Here is an 18,969-nt window from a genome sequence, read left to right on the forward strand (position 1 = left end):
CCGAAAGGATCAGGCCCCGGCCGGTTGCACCTCGGCCGTGCGCATCGCCTCGACGCGGATATCCTCTGTGAGCCGCGCCTTGAGCACCGAAAATTCCGGGCTGGTCTTCAGCGTGTAATGGCGCGGGTGCGGCAGGTCGACGGCGACATCGGACTTGATGCGGCCGGGCCGCGCGCTCATCACGATCACCCGCGAGGCCATGAAGATCGCCTCTTCGATGTCGTGGGTAACGAACAGCACCGTCTTCTTGCGCCGCTCCCAGATGCCGAGCAAAAGCTCCTGCATCAACCCGCGGGTCTGGTTGTCGAGCGCGCCGAACGGCTCGTCCAGTAACAGGATCTCGGGATCATTGGCCAGCGCCCGGGCGATCGCGGTGCGCTGCTGCATGCCGCCGGAAAGCTGTTTTGGCCAGTGGTTCTCGAAGCCTTTCAGCCCAACGAGATCTACATAGGAGGCGACGATTTCGGCCCGCTCCCGCTCGGCCAATTTCCGCTCGTGCAGGCCAAAGGCGATATTCTGTGCCACCGTCAACCAGGGAAACAGCGTGTAGGACTGGAACACCATGCCGCGATCCGGGCCGGGCCTTGTCACCGCCTTGCCGTCGAGCAGCACACGGCCTTCGCTGGGCGCTTCAAGTCCGGCGACGATCCTGAGCAGCGTCGACTTTCCGCAGCCCGACGGTCCCAGGATGGTGATGAAGTCGTTGGCGGCGACCGTCAGGTCGACCGGCATCAGCGCCTTGACCGGCTGCCCGCCGCGCACGCCGGCGAAGGTGCGGGAGACGCCTTCGATCAAAAGCTTGCTCATGCCAGGCTCCACGGAAAGAGCCAGCGGTTGAGCGCCTTGAAGGCGAAATCGGACAACAGTCCGATCAGCCCGATGACGATGATGCCAAAGATGATCTGCCCGGTCGCCAGCCGAGACTGGCTGTTGATGATCATGTAGCCGATGCCGGACGACGAGCCGATCAGCTCGGCGACGATGACGTACGTCCACGCCCAGCCGAGCACCAGCCGCAGCGTCTCGGCAATCTCGGGCGCATTGGCCGGCAGGATCACACGCCGCACGATGCCGTTGTTGGTCGAGCCCAGCGTATAGGCAGCCTCGACCAGATCGCGCCGCGTGGAGCCAACCTTGACCGCGATGATCAGGATGATCTGGAACACCGAACCGACGAAGATGACGAGCAGTTTTTCCAGCTCGCCGATGCCGGCCCACAGGATGAGCAGCGGAATGAAGGCCGAGGCCGGCAAATAGCGGGCAAAGGAGACGAACGGTTCCAGAAACGCCTCCACCGGCTTCCAGGCGCCCATGGCAATACCGATCGGCACCGCGACGAGCGACGCCAGCACAAAGCCGCCGAACACCCGCCAGATGGTAATCAGTATGTCGAGCCAGAAACGGTCTTCGACCAGCAGCCGCCAGCCATCCCTCAGCATCGACAGCGGATCGGCGAGGAAGATGCGGTTGACGTGACCGCCAAACGTGATCCACGCCCAGAAGGCGACGAACAGCACGAAGAAGGAAATGCCGAGCACGGTGCGAAGGCCCGGCGACACCGGATGCAAGGGGCGCATCATCGAATCGTCGCCATCTTCAATGGTCCCCCATGCTCAAATCGTGCTTTGTCCAGGAGAAGGCGGCGGCGCCAGGCGGCGCCGCGCAACAGTCAAAGGCCGGACTGTCAGTTCGACACCGCGCTGGTGTCGGCCAGCGTGGCGACATCCGGCGCCTCCTTGATCAGCCCCATCTGCAGCAGGAGTTCGCCGGCCGTCTTGGAAAAATCCTGGAATTCCTTGGTGAAGAACTGCTTGTTCTCAGCCTTGTCGGCCCATTTCAGATACTTCGCCGAATCCTCGAATTCCTTGGCCGACTGTTTTACGTCGGCGCCCATGATCTCGTAGGATTTCTGCGGATCCTTCTTGATCAGGTCGAGTGCCTCGAAATAGCTGTCGGCCAGCCCCTTGGCTGCATCGGGGTTGGCCGTCAGGAATTCAGGCGTGCAGCCGACCGTATCGAGCACCATCGGATAATCGAGTGTCGTCGCCAATATGTGGCCCTGGTCGGCCTTGTCGCGCACCGCCGAGATGAACGGCTCATAGGTGACGGCGGCATCGTTCTGCCCGGCGAGGAAGGCCTGCGCTGCCGCATCCGGCTCCAAGTTGACGACTGTCACGTCCTTGGTCGACAGGCCGTTCTTGTTCAGCACCCAAGCCAACATGAAATAGGGCGAAGTTCCCGGCGCCGAGGACGCGACATTCTTGCCCTTGAGATCGGCGACGGTCTTGATGTCGTTGCGCACGACAATGCCGTCGGCGCCATAGGATTTGTCGAGCTGGAAAATCTGCTTGGTGGTGACGCCGCTGGCGTTCCACACCAGCCAGGTTTCGACCGTGGTGGCGGCGCATTGCAGATCGCCGCTGGCGATGGCGAGCGGGCGGCTCGCCTGCGGCACCTTCTTCAAGGTGACGTCGAGGCCATGCTTTTCAAAAATGCCCGCCTGCTTGGCGAGTGTCAGCGGCGCAAAGCCGGTCCAGCCACTGATGCCGATGGTGACTGAGGTGGCAGCCATGGCCGGAGCTGAAAAGCCTGCCGCAAGGGTCAATGCCGCGGCAAGTTTGGTGATCCTGTTCATGTCGGTTCCCCTTCTTATTGTGTTGGATGGCGAAGTGTTCACAGACGCTATTCTGCTTGTCAATGAACAGGAACGTGTACGATGGAGCCGCAATCGGCGATGTCTGCGGAGGCGACTGGCTGCGGACGACGAAAGCGCAGCCTGGTCAGCGGGCGTCGAACATCCAGCTGCGGTCGCGCCACATTTTTTCGCCGACCTGGCAGTCGGAGGGGCGGTCCTGCGCCAGCACCACCTGTAGATGCACGGCCTCTTCGCTCGCCCATTGCGGCGAAGCGGGGCCGGCCAGTTCCAGCACGAGCTTGCGGCGGATCGCTTCGGGAAACTGCGTCCAGTCATTGACCGGGATCATGAAGGCGCCGGGGCCGCCGATGACACAGTCGCTGTAGTAGCGGTCGAGATTGTTGACGTCATAGCCGCCAAACCCGCTGCCGCGCGTCATCAGCGGCAGGCCATTGATGATGATACCTTGCTTGACCACCGCGTCGCGGGCGACGTCGACTGGCGCGCCCTGGTTGTTGGGGCCGTCGCCGGAAATATCGATGACGCGCTTTGTCCCCTGGAAGCCGCTCTCCGCAAAAAGATCGCTGCCGAACTCCAGCGCGCCTGAAATCGAGGTTCGCCGGGCGCTGGCCGGCGGATGGGCGGAAAGCTGCGCCGCCACCCGCTCGGCATCGGCGCGGCTGGCGATCACCGTCCACGGCACGACGACCACCTGCGTGGTCGCGCCCGCCCATTCGACATAGGTGACGGCGACCTTGCCATAGGCGCCGTCGGCGATGGCCTGCAGCACATTGTCGTGCGTCAGCGCAGCCGCATAGCCGTGACGCTGGATTTCAAGTTCGCCCGGCGACATCGACAGCGACACGTCGACCGCCAGCACCAGCTCGACATCGACCGGCTCGGCTGCCTCAACCGGCGGCGTCAGCCAGAGCCCCAGCGCCAGCGCGGCGCTGCCTGAAAGGAAATGTCTTGCGTGCGGAAATGCAGACATACCCCAAGGTAAGCGAGAATCGGCGGCTGACAAAGAAAAAAGCCCGGCCATGGGCCGGGCTCTGCATTCAGGATTCTGCCTACGCCGATTCTATGCTGGGGATCAGCTTCGCGGCTTCAAATTCTCCGGATCGTAGAGCGGCTTGTAGCCGACGGCCGCGACCTCGACCGGATAGGTCTCGCCGAAATATTCGATGGCGAGCTTGCGGCCTTCCTGGGCTTGGGCCCAGGGCAGATAGGCGAGGCCGATATTCTTGCCGATGGTCGGCCCATAGGCCATCGACGTCGTGAAGGACCGGCGGCCGAGTTCGTCGACCAGCGTCTCGCCCGTCTTCGGGTCCATCACCGGCATCGTGCCGACGGGATAGCGGGCAACACCCTTCGAATCGACATTCTCGGTCATCACCAGCGTGCACAGGATCGCCGGCTGATGCTCGCGGGCGCGATATTCGACATGTTTCGCCTTGCCGCAGAAATCATTCTCCTTGACCTTCGGACGCGCGAGATCGGCTTCCAGCAGATTGTACTCGGTCAGGAGGTCGGCGTTCTGCAGACGCAGGCTCTTTTCCATGCGGCGCGTGTTGGCATAGGTCTCGACGCCGAACGGCATCACGCCGGTCGAGCGCAGCGCATCCCAGACGGCGAGGCCGTCTTCGTAGCGCATATGCAGCTCCCAACCCTGTTCGCCGACATAGGAGATGCGGAAGGCGGTGACATCCTTGCCGCCGATCCTGACCGGCTTGATCGCCGCGAACGGGAAGTTCTCGGGCGACAGGCCGTCCGGATTCTCGACCACCTTCTGCAGCGTGGCCCGTGCGTTCGGACCCCAGATGCCGATGGTGACGTATTTTTCCGTCACGTCGGTGATGGTGACGTCAAAGCCTTTGTCCTGCGCGGTGCGCTGCATGTAGCGGAAATCGCGCGGGCCGGCATCGGCGCCGTCGATCAGACGGCAGCGATCGGCCATGCGGATCACCGTGAAGTCGGCGCGCACCATGCCTTCCTCGTCGAGGAAGTGGGTGTAAATGCCCTTCCCGATGTTGTTGTCGCCGCCGACCTTGGCCGCGCAGAGCCATTCCAGCAGCGCGACATGGTCGGGTCCCTCAATGTCATACATGGAGAAATGCGACAGGTTGACGATGCCGCAATCCTCGCTCATCGCCAGGTGCTCGGCATTGGACACCCGCCAGAAATGGCGGTTGTCCCACTCGTTCTCACGCACGGGAACCCGGTTGCCATACTTCTCCAGCAGATGCTCGTTGGCGGCGTAGCCATGCGCGCGCTCCCAGCCGCCGAGTTCCATGAAGTAGCCGCCAAGTTCTTTCTCGCGCTCCCAGAACGGCGAGCGGCGGATGTTGCGGCCCTTGGAGAAGGGCTCACGCGGATGCACTGCCGGATTGTAGACCTTCATCGCCGTTTCGGTGCAGCGATCCCAGATGAACTGCTCTTTCGTCTGGTGCGGATAGAAGCGCGCATAGTCGATGGCGTGGTGGTCGATTTCCGTGCGGCCGTCGGTCATCCAGTCGGCGATCAGCTTGCCCATGCCGGGGCCGTCCTTGACCCAGATGGCGACGGCGTACCAGAGACCCCTGACCTTCTGGCTCTCGCCCATCGACGGACCGCCATCGGCGGTCACCTGCAGCAGGCCGTTGAAGGAATGGCTTTCGTTGTAACCGAGCTCGCCGAGGATCGGCGTCAGTTCCATGGCGCGTTCGAGCGGCCCGATGATCTGCTCCATGTCGAGGTCGCGCTGCGACGGCGACAGCCGCGCCTGGTCCTTTTCCAGCAGGTCGCGCGGATGGCAGAGACGCGGATTGGTCTCCTCGTAATAGCCCCATTCGATCTGGCCGCCCTCGGCGGTCTTGGGATCGCCGGTGTCGCGCATATAGGCCGAATTGCCCTGGTCGCGCAGCAGCGGCCAGCCGATCTCCTTGCCGGTGCCGGCAAACTCGGTGTAGGGGCCGAAGAAGGTCAGCGGGTGGTCGATCGGCATCACCGGCAGGTCCTCGCCGACCATTTCCGCGATCAGCCGGCCCCATATGCCGGCGCAGACGACGACATAGTCGGCCATGATCGTGCCGCGGTCGGTGACGACGCCCTTGATGCGGCCCTCTTCGACGATGAGGGATTTCGCCGGCGTGTTGGCGAAGGATTTGAGCTTGCCCGACGCTTCCGCCTGGTCGACCAGCTTGCCGGCGACCGTCTGCGAACGCGGAATGACCAGGCCGGCATCCGGATCCCACAGGCCGCCCTGCACCATCGATTCTTCGATCAGCGGGAATTTTTCCTTGATCTCGGCCGGCTCGATCAGCCGGGCGCGCGTGCCGAAGGATTTGGCCGAGGCGATCTTGCGCTTGATCTCGTCCATGCGGCTGTCGTCGCCGACGCGGGCGACCTCAAGGCCGCCGATGCGGGCGTAATGGCCCATCTTCTCGTAGAAATCGATTGAGTAGAGCGTCGTCCAGCAGGACAGGAAGTCATGGCTGGTCGTGTAGCAGAAGTCCGAGGCGTGCGCCGTCGAGCCGATGTCGGTCGGGATGCCCGACTTGTCGATGCCGACAATGTCGGTCCAGCCGCGTTCGATCAAATGATGGGCGATCGATGCGCCGACAATGCCGCCCAGGCCGACGATGACGACCTTCGCCTGTTTCGGAAACTCTGCCATTGACCGCTGCTCCAAAGGAATACGCGGGCGCGCCGGCGCCCGTTCGAATGGCGCACAATATGCAGAGGACGAGGACCGAGCTACCGCCTGTTTGCGACACGCCGCAAGTACGGCGCGACGGCGGACGCAAGCTCGCCGTCAAAGCCTTTTGTCGTCAGGCGAAAGCCCAGATATCCTCGGCCTGGAAACCGACCTGGTAGCCTGATGTCTTCAGCTTGACCACGACATGGCCGATTTCCGCCGCCGGCAGCGCGCCGACCTCGACCTTGATCATGCCGGGGCGGTAGCGCTTGAGGTCGAGCTGTTCGAAGACGATCCAGTCGGCGCCCTCGCAATCGACCAGAAAGGCGTCGATGTGCGTAACGCCGTTGCGGTCGAGCAGCGTCTGCAGGGTTTCCGACGGCACCTCGATATCCCTGAGGTGCGGCGCGAACTCGTTGAAGTTGGCGTCGTCCTCCCCCCAGGCATTCTTGCCCGACATCAGATTGGTGTCGGTGACCGACGAGCAGCCGATGAACTCGATAGGCAGCGTGCCGGCCTCGAGTGCTGCGGCATCGAAGGTGTGGACGGTGATCGTCCCCTTGGTCTTCGTCACTGCCACCGGCTCGATGACGAAGCGTTCCGCGTCGGGATAGTTGGCGCGCAGGCGTTTCTGGTTGTACGGGATCGGCTCGACCAGCACGGCCCGGGCGCGGGGAATGCGATGCAACCAAGGTGTGACGTCGTCGAACAGCGCGCCGTCGCAGGCGCCGACATTTACCATCTGGAACGGTTGCCGGCCACTGAGACGCGCCTTAAGCGCCGCCTTGGCCAGGAATTTCGTGCCGCGCAGCGCCGGTCCGCGATCGAGCAGACCGGCGGGCAGACCGAGTGAAAGGGCAATGCGCGCCAGGCCGGATACAGAACTCAAGGCTTATCTCCTGATACGACCTGCAAGGCGATGGGCCGCCTTCCATTCAAGCTTGCCGACGCCCACAGCGCCATGATCGGCCCCACCAGCAGCAGGAACGGTGGCAGAAGGTTGGGGAAGTAGATGCGGGTATCGTGGATCGGGAAGACGGTGAATTTCGCCAGCACGCCGAGCACAAGTGCTGCAAGCAGGATGCCGGCGCGGCGTTCGAGCCGAAAGCCGGCGCGGCTGAGCGCAAACCAACCGGCCAGCGCGAGCACGCAGACGCCAACCCAGCTGTTGATGCTGATGGCGCGAATGAAGGACGCGGCAAACGCCTTGAGATAGGCACCGACCGAAAACGGCGGCTCGAACCCGTCCATATTGTAGTGCTGCTCGATGCTGGAGAACCACAGATGCGGCCACCAGCCGGGATGCTGCGCCCAGTGCGAGATGGCGAAATAGGCGATGAAGGAAGCGGCAAAGCCGGCCAGCGCGCCCCATGCCCGCTGCCGGAACACCAGCAGCAGCACGGCGAAGATGGCCAAGAAAACAATGTTGTCCGGCCGCGCCATGAAGGCGAGGAAGAGCAGGACGGCCGTTGCCGCTTCGCGGCCGCGCACATAGGCAAGCAACCCGCCGAGGAACAGCGCCGAGCACAACAGATCCGGCGTCGAGGCGCGTGCCGCATCGCCGAAATCGGCCATGATCAGCACCGCGCCAACCAAGGGCGCCAGCGCCAGCGCGCCTTCGGTTCTGAGCCACAACAGCACGATCATCCCGAACAGCAGCACCGAGGCGACCTGTAGCACCCGCATCGCCTCGACCGGCGACATCACCACGCTCATCGTCGACAACATTTCGGCGTAGAGAAACTTGATCCGGTACATGCCGAGCAGCGAATGGAAGTCGGCGGCATTCTGCGCCATGTGGCTGCGGAAGCCGCCGCCATCGTCGGTCAGCGCCTTGTAGTCGGCGGCCGACACGCCGGCCTGGACCGTGCTGTAGGCATAGTCATGCAGCGCCTGTGCATCCGGGTAAGTGCCCTCCTCGGCAATCGCCAGATAGGGCAGCATGTCCCAGTTGGCGTCAGGCATCGTCCAGGCGGTGAACGCCGTGAGCAGGATGTAGAGCGAAAACGCCGCCGCCCCGATCGGTGCTGCCCATCGCGCATAAGTCGCCTCGCCCAACTCCAGGACGGCCGAGGTCAGCCGGTCGAGTGCGTTTTGCGGGGCGGGGGATTTGCTCAGCATCGTCGGGACTTCACTCAACGGACCTGGCTTTTGACGAAATCCTTCACGATCGACACGATGCCGCGCGACAACAGGCTGTCGAAGGCATCGACGAAACGATCGACATGCTCGCGCTGGCAGATCAGCGGCGGCTCGAGCCGGATGACGTTGCGGTTGTATTCGGTGAAGGCGACGAGCACGTCATAGTCGCGCAGAAGCAGCGAACCGACGAAGCCCGACAGCGAGCCCTTCAGCTTGTCATCGAGCACGCTGACGATCGGCCGCAGCACCATCGGCAAGGTCTGCGAGAAGTCGTGGAACTCGAGCCCGACCATAAAGCCCTTGCCGCGCACATCCTTGATGATCTTCGGATATTTTTCCTTCAGCGCCTGCAGCCGCTGCAGCAAATAGTCGCCGGTCGAGGCGGCATTGTCGATCAGCCCCTCGTCATAGAGCACGTTGATGCCCTCGATCGCGGTGACGCAAGCTTCGCCCATGCCGCCGAAGGTCGCCATGGCATGGATCATCGCCGTCTTCGGCGTGCCATAGGCCTTCATGTAGACCTCGCGTCGCGCGATCATCGCGCCGACCGCCGCCTTGCCAGCGCCGAGCGACTTGGCCAGCGCCGTCACATCCGGCACGACGCCGTAATGCTCGAAGGCATAGAAGCGGCCGGAACGGCCATAGCCGCACTGCACTTCGTCGGCCACCCACAGCACGCCGAACTGGTCGCACAGCGCGCGCAGCTTCTGCCAGTACTCGGCAGGCGCCTGGATGATGCCGCCGCCGCCCTGGATGGTTTCCAGCACGATGACACCGACCTCCGGGTCGGAGCGGAACAAGCGCTCGACCGCGTCAATGTCGGCGAACGGAATGCGCACCGTGTTCTCTGCCATCTTGAAGTCGGCGCGGTAGAGCTGGCCGTCGGTGATGCCCAGCACGCCCTTGGTCTTGCCGTGGAAGGAGTTCTCGGCATAGACGATTTTCGGACGCTTCGGACCGGCGGCGCGCTCGGCAAGCTTCACCGCCGCTTCCATGGCTTCCGAGCCGGACGAACCCAAAAACACCATGTCGAGATCGCCGGGCGAGCATTTGGCGATGTTGTGCGCCAGCGCCGCCGCATATTGCGACATGAAGGCGATGGCGATTTCCTGGCGCTTTTCCTCCTGGAACTTGCGGCGGGCCTCCAGGATGCGCGGATGGTTGTGGCCGAACGCCAGCGAACCGAAGCCGCCGAAGAAGTCGAGGATCTTGCGGCCGTTCTGGTCGATGTAGAACATGCCTTCGGCGCGCTCGATCTTGATCTTGTGGAAGCCGAGCAGCTTCATGAAATGCAGCTGGCCTGGGTTGAGATGCGCCTTGAACAGGTCTGTCATGCGCGCGACATCCATCGCCTTCGCCTGCTCGACGCTGATCAGGTCGGGCTTGGCGATTGCGGCGGGCGACAGCGCCGGTGCGCTGACCATCGTGCGCGCGTTCGTCTGCTCAGGCTTGGCCATGACGGTCATCTCGGAGTTCTCCTGGTCGTCCCATTATTCAGCGGGGACATGATTGGCGGTGACGGCAAGGCCGTCTTTTTTGGCGCGGTACTCGCTGTAAGCGGCGATCAGCATGTCCTCGTCGCGATATTGCGGTACCCAGCCGAGCTGACGCTCGGCCTTGGACACGTCGAGCACGCACTCTTCATCGGCGATCAGATATTGTTCCGGATCCATGATCGGCATGTTCATGAGATCGAGCAGGTCGAGCGTGCGCTTGACCGCCCAGCCCGGCGTCGGGATCAACAGCGATTTCGATCCGGCATGCTTGATCAGGTCGCCCAGCAATTTCTTCACCGGCGGCGGATTGAGCGAACCGAGATTATAGGCCTCGTTGGGCACGCCGGCCTTCCAGGCCGCGCGCGCGGCTTCCGCACAATCGAAGACAGAAATGAACTGATAGGGGTTCCTGCCCGAGCCGATCATCGGCACCGGAAGGTTCCAGTCGATCAGCTTGAACAGCTTTTCCAATATGCCGAGGCGGCCGGGGCCGATGATCAGGCGCGGCCGAAACAGCGAGATCGACATGCCGCGCTTGCGCCATTCGGCGGCGAGCGCTTCTGTCTTCTGCTTCGACCAGCCATATTCGCCGAGCGGGGCGACCGGGTGCTCCTCGGTCATCGGCTGGGTCACCGTGTGGCCGTAGATCATGTCTGTGGTGTAGTGGACAAGCTTCGGCGCGCCGGCCTTGTCCATGGCCTGCATGATGTGTTCGGTGCCGTGGAAATTCACCGGGAAGAAGAAGTGGTGCCGCTTGGCCCGCACCTGGATCGGCGACAGCATTTTGGCCGACAGATTGTAGACCATGTCATCGGCCTTCAAGCCGACTTTGGCCACCGAGGCCGGATCGGTGACGTCACAGGTGACGAAACGGACCGAACGGTAGTGCGGCAGGTCGCTCTTGACGATGTCGGCGACAACCACGCCCTCGCCATCGGCCACAAGCTTGTGGGCAAGATGACGGCCGACGAAGCCGTCACCGCCGAAAATTATATGTCTCATTGGACGATCCCGCTGCTGCTGGTCTTGTCGGGGCTGATGGAAGCTGTCTGGTCCTCATGCCCGCGCCCGCTTTGCGCGATCAGCACGGTGCCGACGCAGATGAAGGCGATGCCGGCAATGCGCCAGGCGTTGAGGTCCTCGCGGAAGATGAAATAGGCAAAGATCGCAACCGCGACATAGGCAAGGCTGAGGAACGGATAGGCAAAGCTGAGCTCGACCTTGGACAGCACATAGAGATGCGAGGCCATCGAGATGACGAAGGTGCACAGGCCGAGGAACACCCACGGGCTGAAGACGATCTGCAACAGCTTCAGAAGCGGGTTGGTGCCTTCGAACGAGATCGGGCCGAGCGACATCATGCCTTGCTTGAGCATCAGCTGCGCCGCGGCGTTGGTCATGACCGTAAACAGAATGAAGACGATATATTTCATATTTTCCACTCGTCGCTTGCAAGCGTCCTATTACAAACCTGCAAACATTTCGTGAAGCCACGACAATGTTTGAACTACGCTGGGATTTACGGTCTATTGACCGTAATTTATTCGAATTCTACCTATTCCGCCGCCTCGACGCGCCCCGGCCGCATGTCGAGCTTTTTTGCCGTCCGCAGCCAGAAACTGGACATGAACGCCGGGTCGCGCAGCGCCTCCAGCCGTTGCCACTCCGGGAAGGACGCCGCGAAAACATCGGCGCTCATGCGCGCATCCTTGTAAGGGTTGACCGCGCCGCCGGCCGCGACCGTGATGCGGTCGAGTTCGCCGAGCAGCGCCAGTGTCTTGCCGCCTCGATTGGGGAAATCGAGCGTCAGCGTGAAGCCGGCCCGCGGAAATGACAGCAGACCCGGCGAGCGGATCGACCCGAAGCGCTTCAGCACGGTGAGGAAGGAGCCCTGCCCTGCCCGCCGTGCAGCCTCCAGCAGCGTCGGCACGGTCTGGCGCGCGGCACTTTCCGGCACCACGCTCTGGTGCTGGTAGAGACCCTTCGGCCCATAGAGCCTGTTCCAGTCGCCGACGCCGTCGAGCGGAAAGAAAAAGCCCTGATAGCCGGTCTGGCGCGGTTCTGCCGAGCGCCCTTTCTTCCACCGGTAGGCAGCGTTGAAAGCCGTCAGGAACGGCCGGTTGAGCACATTGAAGGGCGGCTGAACTGGCACCGAAAGGCGAGAGCCGGCACGAGACGCCGCATGAGAGCCATGTTCGGCATGATTGCCGGTCAACAACAAACCGCGTCCGCGGCCATGGCCGCCAGCCAGTTGGTCGATCCAGGCGACGGCATATTCATTGGCTTGGTCGGCAGCCTCCGCCAGTTCGAAGAATTCGCCGAGATCGGCAAACCGTGTCGCCGTCTCGACGATGTCCAGCGAAGGCACTCGCATCAGCCGGATCGAGGCCGACAGGACCAGGCCGGTCAGCCCCATGCCGCCGATCGTTGCCCCGAACAGCCGGGCATTGTCGGTTGCCGAGCAGGTGTAGGTTCGCCCGTCCGAGCGCAGCAGCGTCAGCGATTCGACATGGCAACCAAAGGTGCCGCGCCGGTGATGGTTCTTGCCGTGGACGTCGTTGGCGATGGCGCCGCCAAGGGTCACGAACTGGGTGCCCGGAACCACCGCCGGAAAGAAGCCGTAGGGCGCGGCGTGCGCAATGATGTCGCACAGCAACACGCCGGCTTCCGCCTCGATCAGGCCGGTCTCGGCGTTGAAGGCACCGATACGGTTCAGCGGCCGCATGTCGACGACCGCGCCCGCTTCGTTCTGACAGGAATCGCCGTAGGAGCGACCGTTGCCATAGGCGAGCAAGCCGTTTGCCCTCGCCTTGCCGCTCTTCATCAATTCGATAGCCGTGTCAGCCGCGACGGTCCGCTTTGCGGCAGGCGTGGCGCGGCCGAAACTCTGGAATCGTGCGCCCGCCATTCCTTACCAGCCTCCAGCGACCAGCAGTGCTGCGCCGATAGCCACGATGATCTGGCTGCGCCAGTCGCGGATGATGAAGACAACTGGATCGTCGTTCATCTCGTCGCGGCGCGCCAGGATCCAGACGCGCATGGTCAAATACAGCACGATCGGCGCCAGCGGCCAGACCAGCCAGGGATGCGGATAGAGTTCGCGCACGGCGGCGCTGTCCATGTAGAGCGCCAGCACCAGCGCCGAGGAGAAGGCCGACGCCATGCCGGCCTGGGCGACGATCTCCTGGTCTTCGATGCGGTAGCCGCGGCCTGCAATACGCTCGCCCACCGGAATGGCAGTGGTGCGCAGTTCAACATAGCGCTTCACCAGCGCCAGCGACAGGAAGAAGAAGATCGAGAAGGCGAGCAGCCAGAACGAGACCTCGACGCCGGTCGCCGCAGCGCCCGCCAGCACGCGCAGCGTGTAGAGGCCGGCCAGCGTCAGCACGTCGACCAAAAGCATGCGCTTGAACGACAGCGAATAGGCCGTGGTCACCATAATGTAGCCGGCGAGCACACCCAGGAACTCGATCGGCAACAGAAGCCCGGCGGCGATGCCGATCACCACAAGCACCGCCATCGCCCCGATACCGAACGGGATCGACAGCGCGCCGCTGGCGAACGGCCGGTTGCGTTTGGTCGGGTGATTGCGGTCAAGCGCAAGGTCGAAGAAATCATTGAGGATGTAGATGGCCGAAGCCACTGCACTGAAGGAGACGAACGCCAGCAGGCACTGCCAGATCATGTTGGGGTTGAAGTATTCGTGCGACAGCACCATCGGCACCGCGATCAGGGAATTCTTCAGCCACTGATGCATCCGCAACATCTTGACGAATGTCTTCAATGTCCTTTTCGGCGCAGGCATCGTTTCGGCGCTATGCGTGGCCTGCCAGCGCTTCGCATGGCGGTCGGGCGCCACGACGATGGCGTCGCGCGCGGATTCGAAAACCTTGAGATCGTGACGGCTGTTGCCGGCATAGTCGAAACCGCCATCGCCATAGGCGGCGATGAGCGCGTCGCGCTTGCGGCCTGAGGTCATGTTGTGCGGACCGTCGGTCGCCAGCACATAGTCGAAGATGCCCAGATGCGCGGCAATCGCCTCGGCGAACTTGCGTGGCGTACCTGTCGCCAGCACGATCTTGCGGCCGTCGGCATGCTCGGCGCGCAGGCGCTGCAGCAGCGCTTCGCGATAGGGCAGCGAGGCCGGATCGATGTCGATGCGGTCGGCGATGGCTTGCTTCAGCCGCGCAGGGCCGGCGGCCAGCCAGAATGGAACCAGGAAGATATAGAGCGGATTCTTCTTGAGAAGGATGAACAGGCCTTCCCACAGAAGGTCGGTCGCAATCAGCGTGCCGTCGAGGTCGACCGCAAGTGGGATTGCGTTCTTGTCCGACCGCGCATCCATGTCTGTCCTGTCCTGCTCATAAACCCGTCGCGCCGTATTTGGGCGTCTTCACATGGGTATAGCGGCAGAACGGCATAGTGAACGTTAAAACGCCTGGTTGCAGCGGGTAGGTGCCACGATATTTCCTGCGTCATTGTTAAGCAATCACTACCACCAACAATAAAAGGCCGGGCATTGCCCGGCCTCTGCAAGAGCTGTCTGCCTACTTTACTTGATGCGGGCAACGCCGCCCGAGATTTCGACCGTTTCCGAGCCGGTCAGGGCCTCGAGGTCGCCATTGGGCAAGGTGACGAAACAGCCGTTCGGGCAGAATTCCACGGTCTCGCCGGCGGCCAGCGCCAGCTCCGTCTTGCCGCCGCCTTCCGTCACGATCAGCGTACGGGTCTCAGCGTCCTTGTTGACCGCGCTGGCGGCAAAGGCCGAGCCACTCGCTGCGGTAAGAGCGATGGCAACGACGAGCGACTTCCACATTTTGCAATATCGGTGTTTCCACACCGCCTCTGTTGCATTTGGCAAGGCATTCTCGCCTTTGCATGGGAGCTTATATGAGATGCAAGCTGAACCGCAACTGAATGCCGCATTCATGCCGCAATTGGTTTGGGAGGAGCCCCCGGGCCCCTAACTGGGATCGGGTTTGCGCGCCTTTCGGCCCGATTTGGCCAGGCGCGCCTTCTCGGCTGCCGCTTCGGCTTCGGCCTGCTCCTTCGCAGCGAACTCGACTTCGATCTTGTCGTCGTCGAGCGGCCATGCCTCGGTCTGCTTGACCTTGATCTCGGCGCGCGGCGTCGAGGGGATCTCGATATGCTCGCTCTCGAAGGCATCGAGTACGGCAAAGCGGATATCGTTCTGAACGATCGCGCCGTTCAGCACGTCGGCCAGGAACACGCGGATCTCGAATTCGAGTGCCGCCGGCCCGAAATTGGTGAACAGAACGAACGGCTCCGGGTTCTTCAGCACCAGCGCATGGCCGCGCGCAATCTCGAGCAGGATGGCGTGCACCCGCTTGACGTCGCTGCCATAGGCGACGCCGACCTTGATCTCCACACGGCCGAGCTTGTTGCGGTGCGTCCAGTTGCCGACGGCATTGTTGATCAGGTTCGAGTTGGGCAGGATCACCGACTGCCGCTGGAAGGTCTCGATCTCGGTGGCGCGCACGCTGATCTTCTTGACCGTGCCCGAGGTGTCGCCGGCGACGATCCAGTCGCCGACCTTGAAGGGCCGCTCGGCGAGCAGGATCAGGCCTGACACGAAGTTGGACACGACATTCTGCAGGCCGAAGCCGATACCCAGCGAAAGTGCGCCGGCAACGAGCGCCAGGTTGGAGAGATCGATACCCGCAGCCGAGATGCCGACGAGACCGGCAACGGCGACGCCGGCATAGCCGACCGCCAGCCGGATCGAATTGCGCACGCCGGTATCGACCTTGCCGCGCGCCATCACCGAGCCGTCGAGCCAGCCCTGGAACCATCGGGTCAGGAAATAGCCGATGATGAAGACGACGATACCGGTGAGGATGCCGGTGACCGAAATCGTCACCGAGCCAATGGTGATGCCTGTCGCCAGTTTGTATGCCCAGGCCTGGATGTCGCCGGGCTGGAACCCCCACATCAACAGGATCAGCGGCAGGAACACCAGCACGATCATCAGATTGATGGCGACGCTGACCACCAGGCCGAGTTGGTCTAGCGCAGTATCCTCATAGCTGGAGTTGGTCTTCAGCCAGCGCCCGATCGAGGTGCCGGCGAAGCCACCCTCCTCGCCGATCTCGCGCGCCGAGAGGAAGCCGATATAGGCGGTGAGCAGGATGGTGCCGGTGACCACGACCTGCAGCGAGACGAAGATGGCGAGGCCGATATAGCCGAACAACGCCGCCGTGATGGTGAACAGGCCGAGCGCGACGCAGGTATAGCGCAGCCAGGCCGGCCAGGGGCGCCAGCTTCCGTCGGCTCTCTTATACGGCCTCAGCAACGCCATCAGGATCAGGATGACGCCGACGATGACAGTGGCGACAAAACTTCTGGCGATTGTCAGCGACAATGGCGAACCCATCTTGTCGTTGACGATCGACAGGAAGTTATTGACGCCGATGACGACCGCCATGGCCGTCGTCAGCCGTACCAGCCAGCGCGCCGGGCCGGTCTCGACCTGGATCAGGCGCCAGTTCGGCATCCGTGGTTCCAGCGCAGCATTGGTCAGGCGGTTGACGCAGAACACTATGGCGATGACGGCGGCCAGCGCATTGAGGAAGACGCCTATGTCGCCGCGCAGCACATTGTAATAATTGTAGAGAAAGACCGTCGAGGCGAGGAAGGCGCTGACCGCCAGCGTCGGCAGCAAGGTCGACCAGAACGCCACCGATAGGCGGCTGAGATAGGTGGGATCCTCAACCGACGGATCGGCTTCGAAGATACGCCCGAACAGACGGCGTCCCCCGACGAGAAGCACCGCCGCCAGCCCCAGCGACATGAACGTCGCGGCAAGCATCGCCTGGAACTTGAACTTGAAGGCAAAGCTCAGCCACGACGATACCGCCCTGAAAAGGCTGGCGTATTCGTCCCTTGCGTCGGAGAACACCTGCGAGCTCAGCGCCTCGGACAATGCGTAGCGCTTGGTCAAAAAGTTGCGGAACTGCTCACTGCGCATATTGCCGATCTTGTCGATCAGCCCGCTGATGCGGATCGACAGGTTCTGAGCGCTGGCGACAACCGCGTTGATCTCGGCCTTTTCCGATGCCAGCGCCTGGCGCTCGCCGGTCACGATGTCGGGCTCCTGCGGCTGGCCAGCCGCCGGCGGCGGACCCAGCACCTCGATGCGATTGTTGATGTCGGTGAGCCGCGAACGAAACACCAGCGCACTGGTCAGCGCCGCCCGCGACAGATCCTCCAGCTGCAGACGGATGTCGACCAGGGAGGCATCGTCCTGGCCGTCCTGCTGTAATTTCTTCTCGAGATCGTCGGTCTTGGCCGTCAGGCCCTGGATGACCTTCTGCTGATCGGTGATCAAGCCGGCGGAGCCCTGGCCCAGCGCCTGCGCCATCGCCTCGAACGAAGACGACGCCGAAATGATCAGCGTGAAAGCCAAAATGAGGCGAAGCAATCTCAAAAGCATGACTATTGGCGACTCACGGGCGGCAAAGGCATTCAGAAAACCTGTCCTTGATAAAGACGGCCATATCGTGGGGCAAGCCGTCGCATCGCGGAGTCGGCCAGTCGAAAAGCCATGGCGCAATCTTGGCTTTGCACCCGCGGCCTGCTCTATAGTCTGCCGCATCGCACCCGAGCCGGATGATCTCAGGTCTGTTCGACCTGAGATCATCCGGCTCTGAAAATCAAAGATATAGAGCATGATGTCGCCCGAAAACCGCTTCACACTTTTCGGCATCATGCTCTAGGGATGGCATGAAGAATGGCGGAATATTCAGCCTTTTCGCTTCTCACGAACGCGCTCAAGGGAAACCAGAACTGGAAGCCGGCTTGGCGCAAGCCGGATCCCAAGGCTTCCTATGATGTCATCATCATCGGCGGCGGCGGCCATGGCCTGTCGACGGCCTATTATCTGGCCAAGGAGCACGGGATCACCAATGTCGCGGTGCTGGAGAAGGGCTGGCTGGGTTCCGGCAATGTCGGCCGCAACACCACGGCGGTGCGCTCGAACTACCTTCTGCCCTCCAACACCCGTTTCTACGAACATTCCATGAAGATGTGGGAGAACCTGTCGCACGACCTCAACTACAACGTCATGTTCTCGCAGCGCGGCTGCCTGAACCTTGCCCACACGCCGGCCCAGTTCGACGACTATGCACGGCGTGGCAACGCCATGCGCCATCTCGGCGTTGACGCAGAACTGATGAGCACGGCAGAGATCAAGCGGCTGGTCCCGGCGCTCGACATGTCGGCCTCGGCGCGCTTTCCGATCGTCGGCGGCCTGATGCAGCCGCGCGCCGGCACCGCCCGCCACGACGCCGTCGCCTGGGGTTATGCGCGCGGCGCAGACCGCCGCGGCGTCGACATTATCGAGAATTGCGAAGTCACCGGCTTCCTGCGCGACGGAGACCGCGTCACCGGCGTGCAGACGACGCGCGGCGAAATCCGCGGCAAGAAGGTTGCGGTCGCCGTGGCCGGCAGCACCGGACGGGTGATGCAGCTTGCCGGCGTCGACAGAATGCCGATCGAAAGCCATGTGCTGCAGGCATTCGTCACCGAATCGCTGAAACCCTTCATAGATACGGTGCTGACCTTCGGGATGGGGCATTTCTACATGTCGCAGTCCGACAAGGGCGGCCTCGTCTATGGCGGCGACATTGACGGCTACAACAGCTACGCCCAGCGCGGCAATCTGCCGATCGTCGACGAGGTGATGAGCGAGATGCTGGCGCTGTTTCCGGGCCTTGCCCGCGTGCGCATGCTGCGCTCCTGGGGCGGCGTCTGCGATATGTCGATGGACGGTTCGCCGATCATCGCCACCGGGCCGCTGCCCGGCATGTATCTCAACTGCGGCTGGTGCTATGGCGGCTTCAAGGCGACGCCGGCCTCGGGCTGGTGCTTTGCATACACCATCGCCAAGGACGAGCCGCACGCGTTCAACGCGCCGTTCACGCTCGACCGGTTTTATCGCGGCCTGGTGATCGACGACAAAGGCCAGGGCGCGACGCCCCGGCTGCACTAGGGAAAGAAAA

15 protein-coding genes are annotated in these 18,969 nt (G+C 62.7%); 1 reads left to right on the forward strand and 14 read right to left on the reverse strand.

The genetic code is table 11. The features are described 5' to 3' along the window. Positions 1–9 precede the first annotated feature (9 nt). The 14 genes from ACWGTI_RS15120 to ACWGTI_RS15185 all read right to left on the reverse strand — a co-directional run bounded on the left by ACWGTI_RS15120 (position 10) and on the right by ACWGTI_RS15185 (position 17,402). The gene (locus ACWGTI_RS15120) at positions 10–807 is read right to left on the reverse strand and encodes an ABC transporter ATP-binding protein (RefSeq protein WP_454587849.1); all 798 of its coding nucleotides are present in this window, start codon (positions 805–807) and stop codon (positions 10–12) included. Then, positions 804–1,577, reverse strand: coding sequence for an ABC transporter permease (locus ACWGTI_RS15125; protein WP_454587962.1), 774 nt, complete (start codon positions 1,575–1,577; stop codon positions 804–806). Before ACWGTI_RS15125 ends, ACWGTI_RS15120 begins: the two co-directional genes overlap by 4 nt. Before the next feature lie 107 nt (positions 1,578–1,684). Then, the gene (locus ACWGTI_RS15130) at positions 1,685–2,635 is read right to left on the reverse strand and encodes an ABC transporter substrate-binding protein (protein ID WP_454587850.1); all 951 of its coding nucleotides are present in this window, start codon (positions 2,633–2,635) and stop codon (positions 1,685–1,687) included. A 145-nt stretch (positions 2,636–2,780) separates the two neighbouring features. After that, a complete protein-coding gene (locus ACWGTI_RS15135) occupies positions 2,781–3,626 on the reverse strand; it encodes a DUF1194 domain-containing protein (protein ID WP_454587851.1) in 846 nt (281 codons plus the stop codon). Between the two features lie 102 nt (positions 3,627–3,728). Continuing rightward, entirely contained in the window at positions 3,729–6,290 is a 2,562-nt protein-coding gene (locus ACWGTI_RS15140; protein WP_454587852.1) for a GcvT family protein, read from the reverse strand. Between the two features lie 154 nt (positions 6,291–6,444). After that, positions 6,445–7,200 (reverse strand): FkbM family methyltransferase, encoded by a 756-nt coding sequence (locus ACWGTI_RS15145; protein WP_454587853.1) that lies wholly within the window; start codon positions 7,198–7,200, stop codon positions 6,445–6,447. After that, complete coding sequence (locus ACWGTI_RS15150) at positions 7,197–8,432, reverse strand: hypothetical protein (protein ID WP_454587854.1); 1,236 nt, start codon at positions 8,430–8,432, stop codon at positions 7,197–7,199. The genes ACWGTI_RS15145 and ACWGTI_RS15150 overlap by 4 nt, the downstream gene beginning before the upstream one ends. Positions 8,433–8,446: 14 nt before the next feature. Next, positions 8,447–9,877 (reverse strand): aspartate aminotransferase family protein, encoded by a 1,431-nt coding sequence (locus ACWGTI_RS15155; RefSeq protein ID WP_454587963.1) that lies wholly within the window; start codon positions 9,875–9,877, stop codon positions 8,447–8,449. Positions 9,878–9,943: 66 nt separating this feature from the next. Next, the gene (locus ACWGTI_RS15160; RefSeq protein WP_454587855.1) at positions 9,944–10,951 is read right to left on the reverse strand and encodes an NAD-dependent epimerase/dehydratase family protein; all 1,008 of its coding nucleotides are present in this window, start codon (positions 10,949–10,951) and stop codon (positions 9,944–9,946) included. Further along, on the reverse strand, positions 10,948–11,382 hold the full coding sequence (locus ACWGTI_RS15165; RefSeq protein WP_454587856.1) for an EamA family transporter: 435 nt from the start codon (positions 11,380–11,382) through the stop codon (positions 10,948–10,950). Before ACWGTI_RS15165 ends, ACWGTI_RS15160 begins: the two co-directional genes overlap by 4 nt. A 122-nt stretch (positions 11,383–11,504) precedes the next feature. Continuing rightward, positions 11,505–12,857 carry an FAD-binding oxidoreductase gene (locus ACWGTI_RS15170; protein ID WP_454587857.1) on the reverse strand — a complete coding sequence of 451 codons (1,353 nt, stop codon included), beginning with the start codon at positions 12,855–12,857 and terminating at the stop codon, positions 11,505–11,507. A 3-nt stretch (positions 12,858–12,860) separates the two neighbouring features. Continuing rightward, a complete protein-coding gene (locus ACWGTI_RS15175; RefSeq protein ID WP_454587858.1) occupies positions 12,861–14,294 on the reverse strand; it encodes a UbiA family prenyltransferase in 1,434 nt (477 codons plus the stop codon). A gap of 207 nt (positions 14,295–14,501) precedes the next feature. After that, the gene (locus tag ACWGTI_RS15180) at positions 14,502–14,765 is read right to left on the reverse strand and encodes a hypothetical protein (protein ID WP_023670370.1); all 264 of its coding nucleotides are present in this window, start codon (positions 14,763–14,765) and stop codon (positions 14,502–14,504) included. A 147-nt stretch (positions 14,766–14,912) separates the two neighbouring features. Next, positions 14,913–17,402, reverse strand: a complete 2,490-nt coding sequence (locus ACWGTI_RS15185; RefSeq protein WP_454587859.1) for a mechanosensitive ion channel family protein — start codon at positions 17,400–17,402, stop codon at positions 14,913–14,915. A gap of 297 nt (positions 17,403–17,699) precedes the next feature. On the opposite strand from ACWGTI_RS15185, the gene ACWGTI_RS15190 reads away from it, so the two are divergent. After that, the gene (locus tag ACWGTI_RS15190; protein WP_454587860.1) at positions 17,700–18,959 is read left to right on the forward strand and encodes a sarcosine oxidase subunit beta; all 1,260 of its coding nucleotides are present in this window, start codon (positions 17,700–17,702) and stop codon (positions 18,957–18,959) included. The last annotated feature ends 10 nt before the right edge of the window (positions 18,960–18,969 follow it).

The sequence above is a fragment of the Mesorhizobium sp. ArgA1 genome (genome assembly GCF_053714375.1).

What these genes read in the sequence shown, in the direction of transcription:
- ACWGTI_RS15120 (WP_454587849.1), bottom strand. Translation starts at nt 807, where the DNA reads ATGAGCAAGCTTTTGATCGAAGGCGTCTCCCGCACCTTCGCCGGCGTG.
- ACWGTI_RS15125 (WP_454587962.1), bottom strand. Translation starts at nt 1,577, where the DNA reads ATGCGCCCCTTGCATCCGGTGTCGCCGGGCCTTCGCACCGTGCTCGGC.
- ACWGTI_RS15130 (WP_454587850.1), bottom strand. Translation starts at nt 2,635, where the DNA reads ATGAACAGGATCACCAAACTTGCCGCGGCATTGACCCTTGCGGCAGGC.
- ACWGTI_RS15135 (WP_454587851.1), bottom strand. Translation starts at nt 3,626, where the DNA reads ATGTCTGCATTTCCGCACGCAAGACATTTCCTTTCAGGCAGCGCCGCG.
- ACWGTI_RS15140 (WP_454587852.1), bottom strand. Translation starts at nt 6,290, where the DNA reads ATGGCAGAGTTTCCGAAACAGGCGAAGGTCGTCATCGTCGGCCTGGGC.
- ACWGTI_RS15150 (WP_454587854.1), bottom strand. Translation starts at nt 8,432, where the DNA reads ATGCTGAGCAAATCCCCCGCCCCGCAAAACGCACTCGACCGGCTGACC.
- ACWGTI_RS15155 (WP_454587963.1), bottom strand. Translation starts at nt 9,877, where the DNA reads ATGGTCAGCGCACCGGCGCTGTCGCCCGCCGCAATCGCCAAGCCCGAC.
- ACWGTI_RS15160 (WP_454587855.1), bottom strand. Translation starts at nt 10,951, where the DNA reads ATGAGACATATAATTTTCGGCGGTGACGGCTTCGTCGGCCGTCATCTT.
- ACWGTI_RS15165 (WP_454587856.1), bottom strand. Translation starts at nt 11,382, where the DNA reads ATGAAATATATCGTCTTCATTCTGTTTACGGTCATGACCAACGCCGCG.
- ACWGTI_RS15170 (WP_454587857.1), bottom strand. Translation starts at nt 12,857, where the DNA reads ATGGCGGGCGCACGATTCCAGAGTTTCGGCCGCGCCACGCCTGCCGCA.
- ACWGTI_RS15175 (WP_454587858.1), bottom strand. Translation starts at nt 14,294, where the DNA reads ATGGATGCGCGGTCGGACAAGAACGCAATCCCACTTGCGGTCGACCTC.
- ACWGTI_RS15180 (WP_023670370.1), bottom strand. Translation starts at nt 14,765, where the DNA reads ATGTGGAAGTCGCTCGTCGTTGCCATCGCTCTTACCGCAGCGAGTGGC.
- ACWGTI_RS15185 (WP_454587859.1), bottom strand. Translation starts at nt 17,402, where the DNA reads ATGCTTTTGAGATTGCTTCGCCTCATTTTGGCTTTCACGCTGATCATT.
- ACWGTI_RS15190 (WP_454587860.1), top strand. Translation starts at nt 17,700, where the DNA reads ATGGCGGAATATTCAGCCTTTTCGCTTCTCACGAACGCGCTCAAGGGA.